The sequence below is a fragment of the Pseudomonas sp. TE21435 genome (assembly GCF_056279265.1).
Window position 1 is genome coordinate 3,650,140 of sequence record NZ_JBWBQZ010000001.1, and the last position, 15,449, is coordinate 3,665,588.

The 15,449-nt window shown below is 62.2% G+C and carries 12 protein-coding genes and 1 pseudogene; 8 read left to right on the forward strand and 5 right to left on the reverse strand.

Annotated features, from left to right (window positions below):
- Positions 1–64 precede the first annotated feature (64 nt).
- The 8 genes and pseudogenes from ACZ9C1_RS16470 to ACZ9C1_RS16505 all read left to right on the forward strand — a co-directional run bounded on the left by ACZ9C1_RS16470 (position 65) and on the right by ACZ9C1_RS16505 (position 8,174).
- Entirely contained in the window at positions 65–337 is a 273-nt protein-coding gene (locus tag ACZ9C1_RS16470) for a twin-arginine translocase TatA/TatE family subunit (protein WP_102682249.1), read from the forward strand.
- Between the two features lie 3 nt (positions 338–340).
- On the forward strand, positions 341–709 hold the full coding sequence (tatB, locus tag ACZ9C1_RS16475; protein ID WP_277502213.1) for a Sec-independent protein translocase protein TatB: 369 nt from the start codon (positions 341–343) through the stop codon (positions 707–709).
- Positions 706–1,497: a twin-arginine translocase subunit TatC gene (gene tatC / locus ACZ9C1_RS16480; protein ID WP_139674032.1), complete on the forward strand. Its 792-nt coding sequence runs from the start codon at positions 706–708 to the stop codon at positions 1,495–1,497. Before tatB ends, tatC begins: the two co-directional genes overlap by 4 nt.
- Entirely contained in the window at positions 1,494–2,201 is a 708-nt protein-coding gene (locus ACZ9C1_RS16485) for a 16S rRNA (uracil(1498)-N(3))-methyltransferase (protein WP_457378776.1), read from the forward strand. The genes tatC and ACZ9C1_RS16485 overlap by 4 nt, the downstream gene beginning before the upstream one ends.
- A 98-nt stretch (positions 2,202–2,299) precedes the next feature.
- Entirely contained in the window at positions 2,300–4,216 is a 1,917-nt protein-coding gene (locus ACZ9C1_RS16490; protein WP_277505507.1) for a HAMP domain-containing methyl-accepting chemotaxis protein, read from the forward strand.
- A gap of 169 nt (positions 4,217–4,385) precedes the next feature.
- A pseudogene (locus ACZ9C1_RS16495) lies at positions 4,386–5,450 on the forward strand (methyl-accepting chemotaxis protein); the annotation flags it as partial.
- Positions 5,442–6,305, forward strand: coding sequence for a methyl-accepting chemotaxis protein (locus ACZ9C1_RS16500; RefSeq protein ID WP_431197014.1), 864 nt, complete (start codon positions 5,442–5,444; stop codon positions 6,303–6,305). The pseudogene ACZ9C1_RS16495 and the gene ACZ9C1_RS16500, both read left to right, overlap by 9 nt.
- 945 nt (positions 6,306–7,250) lie before the next feature.
- On the forward strand, positions 7,251–8,174 hold the full coding sequence (locus tag ACZ9C1_RS16505) for an RHS repeat-associated core domain-containing protein (RefSeq protein WP_277502215.1): 924 nt from the start codon (positions 7,251–7,253) through the stop codon (positions 8,172–8,174).
- A 99-nt stretch (positions 8,175–8,273) separates the two neighbouring features.
- Here ACZ9C1_RS16505 and ACZ9C1_RS16510 read toward each other — a convergent pair whose 3' ends face one another.
- From ACZ9C1_RS16510 to ACZ9C1_RS16530, 5 genes are all read right to left on the reverse strand, one after another.
- Entirely contained in the window at positions 8,274–9,008 is a 735-nt protein-coding gene (locus ACZ9C1_RS16510) for an amino acid ABC transporter ATP-binding protein (protein WP_476254579.1), read from the reverse strand.
- Positions 9,001–9,963: an amino acid ABC transporter permease gene (locus ACZ9C1_RS16515; RefSeq protein ID WP_102685492.1), complete on the reverse strand. Its 963-nt coding sequence runs from the start codon at positions 9,961–9,963 to the stop codon at positions 9,001–9,003. The genes ACZ9C1_RS16510 and ACZ9C1_RS16515 overlap by 8 nt, the downstream gene beginning before the upstream one ends.
- 78 nt (positions 9,964–10,041) lie before the next feature.
- Positions 10,042–10,839 carry a transporter substrate-binding domain-containing protein gene (locus ACZ9C1_RS16520; RefSeq protein WP_173862488.1) on the reverse strand — a complete coding sequence of 266 codons (798 nt, stop codon included), beginning with the start codon at positions 10,837–10,839 and terminating at the stop codon, positions 10,042–10,044.
- Positions 10,840–11,105: 266 nt separating this feature from the next.
- Complete coding sequence (gene mdoH, locus ACZ9C1_RS16525; RefSeq protein WP_102690661.1) at positions 11,106–13,673, reverse strand: glucans biosynthesis glucosyltransferase MdoH; 2,568 nt, start codon at positions 13,671–13,673, stop codon at positions 11,106–11,108.
- A complete protein-coding gene (locus ACZ9C1_RS16530) occupies positions 13,666–15,402 on the reverse strand; it encodes a glucan biosynthesis protein G (protein WP_110700374.1) in 1,737 nt (578 codons plus the stop codon). Before ACZ9C1_RS16530 ends, mdoH begins: the two co-directional genes overlap by 8 nt.
- Positions 15,403–15,449 lie beyond the last annotated feature (47 nt).

Below are 15,449 nucleotides of genomic sequence, written 5' to 3' on the forward strand. Positions count from 1 at the left end.
TAGGAACGGGCTCACCCCGCGATAGCGCCGGTTCCGGCTGACATACATTTTTCAGGAGTACGAAATGGGTATTTTTGACTGGAAACACTGGATCGTCCTGCTGGTCGTCGTGGTGCTGGTGTTCGGCACCAAGAAACTGAAGAACTTCGGCAGCGACCTGGGCGAATCGATCAAGGGCTTCCGCAAGGCCATGAATGAAGAAGAAGCCAAGCCGGCCGAGCAGGCCCCACCGCCGGCGCAGCCCGTTCCGCCTGTGCAGAACACCGCGCAGCAGGCCCAGGGCCACACCATCGAGGGCCAGGCCCAGCCGGTTCAAGAGCCGCAGCGGAAAGACTGACCCATGTTCGGTATCAGCTTCAGCGAGCTGCTGCTCGTCGGCCTGGTCGCCTTGCTGGTGCTCGGCCCTGAGCGCCTGCCGGGAGCCGCGCGCACTGCCGGGCTGTGGATCGGTCGCCTCAAGCGCAGCTTCAACGCGATCAAGATGGAAGTCGAGCGCGAGATCGGCGCCGATGACATCCGCCGCCAGCTGCACAACGAGCACATCCTGCAGATGGAGCAGGAGGCCAAGCGCATCCTCAACCCCCTGGCGCCACCCGTGCAGCCGCCGGCCAACGCTGAAACGCCTGCCGCACCTGCCACCGATGCCGCCCCCGCGCAGCCGGTCGCAGCACCACCCTCCGAACCGCCACAACCGCCGCGAGCCCCATGAGCGAGAATCCGGAAACCGACCAGCCGATGCCGCTGGTCTCGCACCTGACCGAGCTGCGCACCCGCCTGCTGCGCTGCGTCGCCGCCATTTTCCTGATCTTCGCCGGGCTGTTCTCCTTCGCCCAGCAGATCTACACCCTGGTCTCGGCGCCGCTGCGCGAGCACTTGCCGGCCAACGCGACGATGATCGCCACCGATGTGGCCTCGCCGTTCCTGACGCCGTTCAAGCTGACCATGATCGTCTCGCTGTTCCTGGCAATCCCGTTCATACTCCAACAGATCTGGGGTTTCATTGCCCCCGGCCTGTACCGCCATGAAAAGCGCATCGCCATCCCGCTGTTGGTGTCGAGCATCTTCCTGTTCTACGCCGGCATGGCCTTCGCCTATTTCCTGGTGTTCCCGCTGATCTTCGGCTTCTTCGCCAGCGCCACGCCCGAAGGCGTGTCGATGATGACCGACATTTCCAGCTATCTCGACTTCGTCATGACCCTGTTCTTCGCCTTCGGGGTCGCCTTCGAAATCCCCGTGGCGGTAGTGCTGCTGGTGTGGATTGGCGTGGTCGACGTGCAGTACCTGAAGAAGATCCGCCCGTACGTGATCATCGGCTGCTTCGTGGTCGGCATGATCCTCACCCCGCCGGACATCTTCTCCCAGACCCTGCTGGCCGTGCCGATGTGGATGCTGTTCGAGGTCGGCGTGCTGTGCGGCAGCCTGATCCGCAAGCGCAGCCACACGCACGAAGAAACCGGCAACGACCACAACGACCAGCCGCCTGCGACCCAACCGTGAACCTGTTGCTCCTTGAAGAGGCCGACTTCGTGTCGGCCGACCGCGTTGTCCTGGCTGATCGCCGCTTCACCCACATGCAGGAGATCCACCGCGTGACGGTGGGCGACAGCCTGCGGGTGGGCCGCGTCAACGGCCTGATGGGCAAGGCCGAGGTCGTACGCCTCGAACATCACGAAGCCGAACTGCAGGTGGCCTTCGACCAGCCACCACCGGCCAAGCTGCCGCTGACACTGGTGCTGGCCGTGCCGCGCCCGAAGATGCTGCGCCGGCTGTTCCAGACGGTCGCCACCCTGGGCGTGCCGCGGCTGATCCTGGTCAATAGCTACAAGGTTGAGAAGAGTTTCTGGCAGACCCCGTACCTCTCCCCCGAAAGTATCCGCGAAAACCTGATTCTGGGCCTTGAGCAGGCCCGTGACACAGTGCTGCCTGACGTGATCATCGAAAAGCGCTTCAAGCCCTTCGTCGAGGATCGTTTGCCGGTCATCGCCCAAGGCAGCCTGGGCCTTGTCGCCCATCCCGGCCGCTACCCAGCCTGCCCACGAGCGGTCGATGGCCCGGTCACCCTGGCCATTGGCCCGGAGGGCGGCTGGATCCCCTACGAGGTCGAGTTGCTGGGCAAGGCCGGACTGGCCCCCGTACAACTGGGAGAACGCATTCTGCGGGTAGAAACGGCGGTGACCGCACTGCTCTCGCGAATTTTCTGACAGCCAGTTCAGATCTATCCCATCAAGTTTCCCTGGTGCAAGCCGATGGCCTGTGCAACAAAATAACAATTTGCACTACCAATCGCCGGGGAGTCGATATGTACCGATGGTTTGCCCAATCACTGGGGAATGTGAGCGTCAAACGTAAGCTTGGGATCGGTTTCGGCCTGGTGTTGTTGCTCACCCTCGCCATCACTTTCACGGGCTGGATCGGCCTCGACAGCGTGACCGACCGCGGCGATAAGCTCGGCAACATTTCAGTGATCCACCAGTACACCCAGGACCTGCGTATCGCTCGCCAACACTACGAGCGCAACCGCGACCAGGCCAGCGTGGCGGAGCTGGAGAAGGCCCTGGCCAACCTAGAGCGCCAGGTCCAGCTCATGCTCGAACAGATTGAACTGCCAGCTGATCGACAGCGCCTGGAGCAGCAGCGCGACGCAGTACGCCAATACCAGCAAACCTTCAACGATCTCAAGCAAGCCGACCAGCAGCGCAGCGCCAGTCGCCAGGTGCTGGGCGACAACGCCGACAAGGCTAGCGAACTGATCGGCAAGGTCCAGCAGGGGCTGCTGCAGGGCGGCGATATCCACCAGTACCAGGAAGCGGTTGAAGTCAGCGGCCAATTGCAACAGGCACGCTTCCAGGTCCGCGGCTATACCTACAGTAGCCGTGCCGAATTCCAGCAGACCGCGCTGGCCGCCATCGACCAGGCCTTACCGGTACTCAGGGCCCTGCCAGCCAAGGTTCCCGCCGAGCATGCCGCCAGCCTCGAAGCCGCCACCAGTGCGCTGGCTGCCTACCGCGACGCGGTAATCCAGGTAGGCAACGCCCAGACTGCCGGCGAACAGGCCCTCACCCAGATGGCAGCCCTAGGTACCGTATTGCTCGATACCAGCCTGCAGATGACCGAATCGCAAACCCAGGTCCGCGACCAGGGCACCCGTCAGGCCAAGAGCCTGCTCGCCGGTGCTACCGTCCTGGCCCTGCTGCTGGGAATACTGGCCGCCGTCGCCATTACCCGGCAGATCACCGTGCCGCTGCGCCAGACCCTGGCGGCCGCCGAACGCGTGGCTGGTGGCGATCTGCGCCAGGACCTCAAGACCAACCGCCGCGACGAGCTGGGCCAATTACAGGCCAACATGCAACGCATGACCCAGAGCCTGCGCGAACTGATCGGCGGCATCGGCGACGGCGTGACGCAGATCGCCAGTGCTGCCGAGGAACTGTCGGCGGTCACCGAGCAGACCAGCGCCGGAGTCAACAACCAGAAAGTCGAGACCGACCAGGTCGCCACCGCCATGAACGAGATGGCCGCCACCGTCCAGGAAGTGGCGCGCAACGCCGAACAAGCCTCGGAGGCCGCGCTGATGGCCGACCAGCAGGCCCGCGAGGGCGACAAGGTGGTCGGCGAAACCATTGCCCAGATCGAGCGTCTGGCCAACGAAGTGGTGAACTCCAGCGAAGCGATGAATCAGCTCAAGGCCGAGAGCGACAAGATCGGCAGCGTGCTCGACGTGATCAAGTCAGTGGCCCAGCAGACCAACCTGCTGGCACTCAATGCCGCCATCGAAGCCGCCCGCGCCGGCGAAGCCGGACGTGGTTTCGCCGTTGTCGCCGACGAGGTGCGCAGCCTGGCGCTGCGCACCCAACAGTCGACCGAGGAGATTGAGGAACTGATCGCCAGCCTGCAGCACGGCACAGAGCGAGTGGCCAACGTGATGGACAGCAGCCGTGCGCTGACCGACAGCAGTGTCGAGCTGACCCGTCGTGCAGGTGGCTCACTAGACACCATCACCCGCACCGTGTCGTCGATCCAGGCGATGAACCAGCAGATCGCCACCGCCGCCGAGCAGCAAAGCGCAGTGGCTGAGGAGATCAACCGTAGCGTGATGAACGTACGCGACATTTCCGACCAGACCTCGGCCGCCAGCGAGGAGACGGCCAGCTCCTGCGTCGAACTGGCGCGCCTGGGCACGCATCTGCAGCAATTGGTGGGACGGTTCAAGCTCTAACGCGCAAGAGCAGCGGTAATCCCTCAAACCGCAAGGAATTTTCCTACACGATTTACAGGCCACGTCCCACGCACTCTGCGTCGATGATCAACAGACCATGCCGGCAATTTGCCGCCATGGTCTTTGTTCATCTGCACGGAGACCTGCCATGTTCGGCTACCTAGACCGCATGCTCGGAAACCTCAAGGTCGGGCGCAAACTCGCCCTTGGGTTCGCCGTGGTACTGCTGCTCACATTGGCCACCACCATCAGCGGCTGGCGTGCCCTCGACGGCGCCATCACTCGCTCGGAACAACTCAGCGAAATAGGGGCGATCAACGACCTGACCAAGGACCTTCGCGCCGAACGCATCACCTACCGGGTCCTCAATGACGACACCAGCAAGACCCGTATCGGTCGAATACTCGACCAGTTGCAGAGCCGTCTGAACCTGCTGTTGCAACGCAGCAGGGTGGACGAGTCGCGCCAGGTGCTGGAGCAGAAATTGCAGCTGCTCCAGCGTCTGCAAGAAGACTTCGGTACCTTACAGCGCACCGTCGACAGTCGCGAAGGGCTGCGCACCGCCATGCGCGAACAGGCGGCCACGCTGGAGAAAGTTATCGACGAACTGCAGACCCAGGCACTGCTGAAAATGCCCGGCGACGGCCAGCAAGGCAATGTGATCGGTCTGATGGATACGCTCAGCCGCCACATCGAGTCCGCCAACCAGCAGAGCCAGGTACCGGCCTACTTCGGCTCCGGGGATGACTTCGCCAAGGTGGGCGACACGGCACTGGACTCTGCGGATACCAGTATGGGACAGCTGTTGCGCTCGATCGCGCCGCTGGATCTGCCACGCGCGCTGATGGAGCGGCCCGAGGGCGAGCTTGGTCGCTACCGGGAAAGCCTGCTGCGCTATCGGAAGGTAGCACTGGAGGTCGAGCAACTGCAGGACAACATGGAGAAGATGGGCGAGGAACTGCGCACCGCCAGCCTTGAACTGGGCGCCCGCAAGATCGAACAGCGCGACAGCGAGGCAGTGGCCGCCCGCTCGCTGCTCACCAGCGTTGCCGTGCTGGCACTACTGGTCGGTCTGCTTGCCGGCTGGTTGATCACCCGACAGATCACCACACCCCTGCAGCAGGTACTGACGCAGGCCACTCGCATCGCCCGTGGCGACCTCAGCCAGATTGACTCGGTCGCACGGCGTGACGAAATGGGCGAACTGCAGAACAGCATGCGCGAGATGACCCTGAGCCTGCGCGAGCTGCTTGGAGGCATCAACGAAGGCGTCGGGCAGCTGTCGAAGTCTGCGGCGCAACTAGCCACCTCGAGCATCGATACCCGTGAACGCATCAGCCAGCAGCGCGAGGAGACCGACCAGGTGGCCACCGCAATGAACCAGATGAGTGCCACGGTACAAGAGGTGGCGCAGAACGCCGAACAGGCTTCGGTGGCGGCGACCACTGCAGACAACCAGGCACAGCTGGGCGACCAGGTAGTGGCCGAAGCCATCGCCCGTATCGAACAATTGGCCGGCCAGATGGATCACTGCCTTGAAGCGATGGGCCACTTATCTGGCGAAAGCCAGCGTATCGGTTCGATTCTCGATGTGATCAAGTCGGTTTCCGAGCAGACCAACCTGCTGGCGCTCAATGCGGCCATCGAGGCGGCGCGGGCGGGTGAGGCGGGTCGTGGTTTCGCCGTGGTGGCCGACGAAGTGCGCGGTCTGGCCCAGCGTACCCAGCAGTCAACCGAGGAAATCGAGCAGCTGATCGATAGCCTGCACCGGGGGACCGACGAAGTCACCGGCCTGCTGGACAACAGCAAGCGCCTGACGGAGCAAAGCGTCGAACTCAGCCGCAAGGCGGGCGACGCGCTCGGCCAGATCACCCAGACGGTATCGACCATCCAAGGCATGAACCAGCAGATCGCCACCGCCAGCGAGCAACAGAGCGTGGTGGCCGAGCAGATCAATCGCAGCGTGATCAATGTACGTGATGTGTCGGACCAGACCAGTGCGGCCAGTGAGCAGACCGCTGCTTCAAGCGGGGAACTGGAGCACTTGGGGCAGCAGTTGAGGGGCATGGTGGGGCGGTTCAGCCTTTAGGCCTTCCGGCCGTGCGTTCAAATCTCCAGCCCCGGGCCTAGGCTTTGGCTTTGCTTTGGCGATCAGAAGGTTCCCCCAAAGCCCACTAGCGACAGCTGCGCCAGCCCAGGCGCCGCCCGTAACTTCGCGACTTCAGGAGGCCGAACGGAGGTCTTGCGGAGGGAGGTGACGGGCATGGATGCCCGTCAAGCGCTGCGCCCCAGGATGGGGCGTTCAGCGCGGTCCTCCCGGGAGCAAGGCCGGAGTGAGGGAACCCGGAGCGAAGCGGAGGGCCGGATGAATGGAGCAGCATTTTTTGGTTCCTTTTTGATGCTTCAAAAAGGGACCCGCCGTAAGGGCGGAAAGGTGACTATGCGTCGACATCGCAAATGAATGCACTTACAACTATAAAAACCGGTGCCGATTGACTTTTACTTTTACTTTTACTTTTACTTTTACTTTTACTTTTACTTTTACTTTCAGAGCGTATGTTTTCAAAGTTGTATGCGCATTCATTTGCGATATCGACGCACACTCACCTTTTCGCCTTTACGGCGACCTTCTTTTGCACGCGGGCAAAAGAAGGCAAAAACCGCTCGCTCCATTCATCCGGCCCCTACGCTTCGCTCCGGGGTCCCCTCACTCCGGGCTCGCTCCGGGAGGCCGCGCCGACGGGCCATCCATGGCCTGATCGGCGCTTGACGGGCATCCATGCCCGTCACCTCCCTGCGCAAGCCCTCCGTTCGGCCTCCTGAAGTCGCAATTGGTGGCGCCTGAACTATCGCGCGCTTAGAAGCAAGATCAAGAGCAGATATGTTGGTTTTGTTAGGGCATGTTATGCACAGCGACAAGCATGAATGGAAAGTCGCCTGCCCGGGACTCAGCGCGGGCTCGCTCGACCTGTCATTTTTGCTAGTTTACCGACCTCCGGGGCCTGGACGATACTCCGTGAAGGATTCTCCTTTCATGACCGGAGTTTGGCAGGTGACTAAAAAACACGCGCCCTATACAAAGGACTCCATTTTCGCGTTGGGTAGTCCACCGCATACTCGACGATATGCCCTGGCCCAATCCAAACTTCTGGCGACCGACTTATCCAAATCCATACTGCTGACCGCCCAAGGCGCAGTCCAGCAAAACAACGCCTATTCACCCTATGGTGAACTGCGACCCGGTTGCGCGCGGAACCTGTTGGCTTATAACGGCGAATACATGGAGCAGGCAGGCCTTTATCTGCTGGGACATGGCAACCGTGTTTACAGTCCCAGGCTCATGCGTTTTTTGTCTCCGGATCGGATCGGAGTGTTTTTACAACAAAACTACAATGCCTATGCCTATTGCAACGGCGACCCGGTCAACTATAGCGATCCATCTGGAAACCTTCGGTCCCTTAAGCAACTCGCTCTAGATACAATCCTCACTTCACATGCAGACAGCTCTATAGCTGTCGCAGAGATAGCAAAAAAGAGACTTGACGCTAGAACCACCGAAATCGGCAAACTCTCTAGGAAATTAACATCCATTGAAGACTCAAAAAAGGAACTCGCAGACATACTGTCGATATCGATACAACACCAAACTAAAAAAATAACTAGCCAAACAGCAGGGAAATCACTACAACAACTACTACCCTTTACGGGCTTGAACGGGGATGCGCATAGAAAAATTCTCAGCCTCAGCCCAGAAGATATAAACAAACATATCGAAACCATCAAAAATAAAATTTTAGAAGCTAAAAAAATACGCCAAGAAATAGCTGACCTCCAACCCTTGCTGGAGATTGAGGCAATTGTATATCTCGATGCTGTGCGCACCGCGCAAGAGGCTGTGAACGCTATTGATCGTCAGTACTGGAAATCAGGATATGAAAACTACCGCATACGGGAGTAGCCTTGGTTAAAGCTTCACAGGGTTCGTGGGAGCGGTGTTGCACCGCCCCCACACCGTTGCTGCCAGGCGGCCATTACCGGGCATGAGCAGCTGCTCCCCCTACAGCACCTGGCGCAAGAACGCCTGGGCCCGTGGGTCCTTCGGCGCATCGAAGAACGCCTTTGGCGGCGAATCTTCCAACAGCTTGCCGTGATCGAAGAACAACACCCGATCCGCTACTTCCCGGGCAAAGCCCATCTCGTGAGTCACACAGACCATGGTCATGCCTTCCTGGGCCAGGGTCTTCATCACATCGAGCACTTCACCGACCATTTCCGGGTCGAGCGCCGAGGTCGGCTCATCGAACAACATCACCTTCGGGTCCATCGCCAGGGCGCGGGCGATGGCTACCCGCTGCTGCTGGCCACCGGAGAGGCGCGACGGGTACTCGTTGGCTTTCTGGGCGATACCGACCTTTTCCAGCAACGCCCGGGCCTTGGCTTCCCGATCGGCCTTGTTGCGCTTGCGCACCACCTTCTGCGCCAGGCACAGGTTCTCCAGCACGGTCATGTGCGGGAACAGGTTGAAATGCTGGAACACCATGCCGACTTCACGGCGGTAGGCGTTGATGTCGGTTTTCGGGTCGTCCAGTTGCACGCCGTTGATGGACACATGGCCCTGGTCGAAATGCTCCAGGCCGTTCAGGCAACGCAGGAAAGTGGACTTGCCCGAGCCGGACGGGCCCAGCACTACCACCACCTGACCCTTGGCGACCTGGGTGGTGACGTTGTCCACCGCACGCACCACCTGGCCGCGGGTGTCGAAGACTTTCAGCAGGTCACGGACTTCAATCACTTTGCGCAAGCCTCCGCTCGAGCCGGCTGGCGATGTGCGACAGCGGCAGGTTGATCAGCAGGTACAGGCCCGCCACGCAGAACCAGATCTCGAAGGTCGAGAACGAGGTGGTGATGGCCTCGCGGCCGCTCTTGGTCAGTTCGGTGATGGCGATCACCGACACCAGCGAGGTGTCCTTGACCAGGCTGATGAACTGCCCGGCCAGCGGTGGCAGCACGCGTTTGAAGGCCTGGGGCAGGATCACGTGACGCATCGACTGGGCGCCGTTCAGGCCCAGGGAGCGCGCCGCCTCGTTCTGGCCCTTGGCGATCGACTGCACGCCGGCACGGACGATCTCGGCCACGTAGGCGCCGGTGAACAGTGCCAGCGCCGCCACCCCGGCGAACTCGCGGGACAGGTTGAGCACGGTACCGATGAAGAAGTAGAAGATGAAGATCTGCACCAGCAGCGGCGTGCCGCGCACCAGTTCGACATACACCGTGGACAGGTCGCGCAGGGTGGGGTTGCTCGACAGCCGACACAATCCGGCGAACAGGCCGATCACCAGGCCCAGGGCGCCGGAGATGACCGAGATCCACAGCGTGGTCCAAAGGCCCCAGGCCAAGGGACCAGCGGCCCAGTGACGGGTGACGCCGATGGCATCGCCCTCGGCGACGTCGTCGCCACGGGTCAGCAGCATGCTGTCCTTGGCCACTTCGACGACCTGGGTGTCGCCGCTCTCATCCTTCAGGGTGACCCGGGCGTTGTCGCCGGACACCACGATTTCCTCGACCGTGCCAGGGTTGGCGGCACGCTGGGTTTCCTCGGCCTTGTAGGCGAAGTATTGCGGAACACGGTTCCAGCGCCACTCGTAGGAAATCATCGAGGTGGCCAGGTACAGGCTGATCGCCAGGCCCACCAGGACCAGCGCGGTCAGCCCGTGCCAGGGCCACTGTGCTTTCTTGTGTTTGATCACGTGGGGTACTTCCGTAAATGCGAACGCGCAGGGTTTACCTGCGCGTCGAGGTCAGCGCTTGGGTTTGTGGCCCAGGCCTTATTCCATTTCCTTCAGCCAGTCCTTGCTCTTGAACCACTTGTCGTGGATACGATCATAGGTCCCGTCATGCTTGATCTGGTGCAGGAAGTTGTTGATGTAGTTGATGCTGTCGTAGTCGCCCTTCTTCAGGCCGAACGCCAGTGGCTCGTAGGTGAAGGGCTCTTCCAGGAACACCAGCTTGCCGGCGCCAGCCTTCTCCACCGCCACCACGTTGTAGGGCGAGTCGTAGACGAAGGCGTCGGCCTTGCCATTGACCACGTCCATCACCCCTTCCTGCTCGTTGTCGTAGCCGTGGTACTTGGCCTTGCCGATCAGCTTCTTCGCGACCATCTCGCCGGTGGTGCCAAGCTTGGAGGTGAGGCGATATTTCTCGTTGTTCAGGTCTTTGTACGACTTGATCTCGCCCGCCAGCTCCTTGCGGATCAGCAGGGTCTGGCCGACGACGATGAAGGGCTCGCTGAAGTTCAGGCGCAGGTTGCGCTCCTGAGTCAGGGTCATGCCGCTGCCGATGAAGTCGAACTTGTCGGTCATCAGCGCCGGGATGATGCCGTCGTAGGCGGTGGAGACCATCTCCAGCTTGACGCCCATGGACTTGGCCATGGCCTTGAGGATGTCGACTTCGAAGCCGATGATCTCGCCACGTTTGTTGGTCATTTCGAACGGCATGTAGGTCGGGTCCATGCCCACACGCAGGGTGCCGCGCTTGACCGCGTCATCGATGGCGCCGGCCTGGGCGGTGGCTACCGCGATCAGGGCGGTCGCACCTACCAGCAGTCGCGACAGGTATTTCTTCATCATCACCAAGTCCCCTAGCAAGAAGTACGCAGATTTTTCTTGTAAGCACGGTCCTATAGACCGATGCGTAATGTCGAGACGGATGCTAACGCATGCGAAGGCCGGGACCTAGAGCCGGTGGGGACTTTGTTGGCCAAAAATCGATGAGGGAAAAACAATCGCGGGGCAAGTCGGGCCGCCGCATCGCCGCCCCACGCACCGTTGATACGGCGTGGGAGCGGCGATGCGGCGGCCCGACTTGCCCCGCGATTATCGGTGCGACGGAGTCAAGCCAGTGCTGGCTGGACCACGTGCTCCGGATGCAGCGGCAGCAGCGGCGAGTGCGGGTCGTTGGCGATGGACGCGCGCCATACATCGATCCACGCCGTGTTGTGCCCGGCCCATACCTGCTCGTGCAGGCGCGACAGCGCCACCGGGTCGCTGAGCAGCGCCAGGCGGGTGTTCAGGTCCAGGCCCTGTGGCCCCACTTCCAGCGCCTTGGCCACACGCTCAACGCGCAGCGCCTCGATCGGCGCCGCCTGGCCGTGACGCGCCGTGGCCATGGCGCAGGCCAGGGCGTTCTGGCGTGGGTCGACCACGGCCCGCACGAAGCCGTCGTGCAGGGCATGCCAGCGGTTCTCGTGGGTGTACTGGTCGGTGGCCAGCAGCTCCTGCGGCGTCGCATATTCCTCGGGGATGAGGAAGAGCTTCTCGTCCTTGGCCGCCAGGCCCAGGCGGGTGCGGCTGGAGATCACCGAAACCGGGATCGACAGCACCAGCGAGCCGACGATCGGCGCCAGCCACCACAGGAAGCTCGGGTTCAACCAGGCCACCAGGCCGGCCCAGGCGATGCCCAGCAGGGTCTGCGGACCATGGCGACGTACCGCCTCGCTCCACGGAGTCGAGTCGTCGTCACGCTGCGGCGAGTTCCAGGTCGCGGCCCAGCCGAGGAACGCGGCCAGCACGAAGCGGGTGTGGAAGATCATCCGCACCGGCGCCAGCAGCATGGAGAACAGCATCTCCATCAGCATCGACAAGGTGACCTTGATGCGCCCGCCAAACTCGGTGGCGCCCTTGGCCCAGATCAGGATGACGCTGAGCAGCTTGGGCAGGAACAGCAGCACGATGGTGGTGGAGAACAGCGCGATGGCTTTTTCCGGGTGCCATTGCGGCCACAGCGGGTAGAGCTGGAACGGTTCGATGAAGTATTGCGGCTCCATCAGCGTGTTGGTCGCCAGCAGTGCGGTAGACAGCACCAGGAACAGGAACCACAGTGGCGCCGACAGGTACGACATCACCCCGGTGAGGAACACCGCGCGGTGCACCGGGTGCATGCCCTTGACCAGGAACAGGCGGAAGTTCATCAGGTTGCCGTGGCACCAGCGACGATCGCGCTTGAGCTCGTCGAGCAGGTTCGGCGGCAGTTCTTCGTAGCTGCCCGGCAGGTCGTAGGCGATCCACACGCCCCAACCGGCCCGGCGCATCAGTGCGGCTTCGACGAAGTCGTGGGAAAGGATCGCACCGGCAAACGCGCCCTTGCCCGGCAACGGCGCCAGGGCGCAGTGCTCGATGAATGGCTTCATGCGGATGATCGCGTTGTGGCCCCAGTAGTGCGACTCCCCCAACTGCCAGAAGTGCAGGCCGGCGGTGAACAGCGGGCCGTATACGCGGGTAGCGAACTGCTGCATGCGCGCATAAAGGGTATCCATGCCCGAAGCTTTTGGCCCGGTCTGGATGATGCCGGCGTCCGGATTGGCCTCCATCAGGCGCACCAGGCTGCTCAGGCACTCGCCGCTCATGACGCTGTCGGCGTCGAGCACGACCATGTACTTGTAATCGCCGCCCCAGCGGCGGCAAAAGTCGTCGAGGTTGCCGCTCTTGCGCTTCACCCGGCGCCGGCGACGACGGTAGAAGATGCGGCCGAAGCCCTTGGTCTCGCGACACACGTCGAGCCAGGCCTGTTGTTCGGCCACGGCGATATCGGTGTCGTTGGTATCGCTAAGCACGAAGAAGTCGAAACGATCGAGGTTACCGCTGGCGGCCACCGACTCGAAGGTCGCCCGCAGGCCTGCGAACACCCGTGGCACGTCTTCGTTGCAGATCGGCATCACCAGCGCGGTACGCGCCTCGGCGGGAATCGGCTCGTTGCCGGCGCTGCTGCCGGAAATCTTGTACTTGTCACGCCCGGTGAGCAGCTCGAGGAAGCCCATCAGCGCGGTCCAGAAGCCCGCCGATACCCAACAGAACAGGATGCCGAAGAGGATCAGGATGGACGTCTGCAGCGCATACGGCCACACCTGCACCACGGTGTCCCACAGTGGCTGGTGGATGACTTCGTCGAGGTCGACGAACGACCAGCCCTGGTACGGCAGGATGCCCTTCATGTACCAGCCGGCGACAATGGTCTGGCCAATCATCAAGGTCAGCAGGATGTAGCGGCGGATCGAGCCGACCGTGCGCCAGCGTGCCGGGGGCAGCTCGCGCTTGGGCGGCTGCGGGGCGTTGGTGCGACCGGTCATGCGCCGCCACATGCGGATCAGCACGTTGGTGCGCCACGGCTCGGGCACGACCTTGGTGCGTTTGATCGGTGGGGCGATCTTCAGGCACAGGCGGCCGCTGCCATCGACGCCGAGCATCTCGGCCTCTTCCAGTTCAGCGGCGCTGCCTACGGTAAGACGGGCCCCCACCGAAGCCTGGACGGCCTCGGCGGTGGCGGCGGCCGGGTTGGCCGCCAGGCGTTGGTGCAGCTCGCTGAACGAGGTGCAACGGGCGAGTTCCGCGCGTTGCTCGTCGCTCAGGGGGAGGTGGGCCAGGTATTCGCCAAGCGATTCCGGCCTTGCGCTTGAGTTACTCATCGGCAGGCAACTGATAGCTCCAGGTCTCGGTCAGCACCTTCTCGGTGGTGGCCGGGGCCCCGTTGGTGGATGCCGCGTCGGCGGCGGGTTGCTCGGCAGCCTGCTCGGCCTTGGCTTTCTCAGCCTTGGCGTGGGCGTGCTTGGCCGCGGCCTTGTCCTGCTTGGTTTCCTTGGCGGGCTTCGGTTGCTCGACCGGCACGTCACGCAGCAGCGCGGCACGCATCTCGGTGGATTTCTTCGGATCCTGCACCTTCAGGCGCAGGGTCAGGCGCCAGCCTTTGGTTTCCGGGTTGTAACGCAGATTGTTCTCGACCACTTCGGCGTTGTCGCCGACGCTGACCTGGCTGCGCACGGCGGTGTCCGCCGGCAACGCCGCAAGGTTCGGGCCGATGAAATCGACCAGCAGGGCAACACTGCCGTCGGTCTGACGGATCAGGTTGGACTGCTTGACGTCACCGGCGGAGCGCAGGGTCTGCTTGACCCAGCCCAGCTCCTGCGAGTGCAGCTGGTCTTCCTTGATGGTCCAGCGCAGGCGGTAGTCGTATTCGAACGGCTTGCCTGGCTCAGGCAGTTTTTCCGGGCTCCAGAAGGCCACGATGTTGTCGTTGGTTTCGTCGGCGGTCGGAATCTCGACCAGGTCGACGGTGCCCTTGCCCCAATCACCTTTCGGCTCGATCCAGGCGCTCGGACGCTTTTCGTACTCGTCGTCGAGGTCCTCATAGTCGCTGAAGGCGCGCTGGCGCTGGAGCAGGCCGAAACCACGCGGGTTCTCGACGCTGAAGTTGCTCACGGCCAGGTGTTTCGGGTTGTTCAGCGGGCGCCACAGCCACTCGCCGTTGGCGGCGTGGATGGCCAGACCTTCGGAATCATGCAGGGCCGGGCGGTAGTTCATGACCTTCGACGGCTGGTTGGGGCCGAACAGGTACATGCTGGTCAGCGGGGCGATGCCCAGACGGCTGACGTTTTCACGCAGGTAGACGCGCGACTTGACGTCGACCAGGGTGTCCTCGCCAGGGCGCAGGGTCAGCTTGTAGGCACCGGTGGAGCGCGGCGAGTCAAGCAGTGCGTAGATCACCAGGTGCTTGTCTTTCGGCTTGGGCTTCTCGATCCAGAATTCGCGGAAACGCGGGAATTCCTCGCCCGACGGCAGTGCGGTATCGATGGCCAGGCCGCGGGCCGACAGGCCATAGCGGTGGCCTTTGCCGACCACGCGGAAGTAGCTGGCGCCAAGCAGGGTCATGATCTCGTCCTGCTTGTCGGCCTTGTTGATCGGGTAGAGCACACGGAAGCCGGCATAGCCGAGGTTCTTGGTGGCATCAGCGTCATGGGGCACGTCACCGAACTCGAAGCGGCTCGGGTCGTACTTGATTTCCTTGACCTTGTTGGCGGTGATCTCGTTGATGGTCACCGGCGTGTCGAAGTGCATGCCCTGGTGATAGAAGGACAGCTTGAACGGCGTCTTGTCCTTGGCCCACTCGGCCTTTTCCTGCAGGAAGCGGATCTTCTGGTAGTCGGCGTACTTCATGTCGCGGAACACCGGCGGCAGGTTGCTCTTCGGTGCCTCGAACTTCTGACCGGCCAGATCCTTTGCCTTGGCTGCAACATCGTCCAGATTGAATGCCCACAGCTGGCCCGCGCTCATCAGGCCGACCAGCGCCACGCCGGCCAACAGGGCCTTGCGCAGCCGGATACCGGGGATTCTAGGTGCAATACAGGGGCTTACAATCACGAGCAATCCTCGCCGAAAACAGATCATGAAACCAACGGCCAGCGACA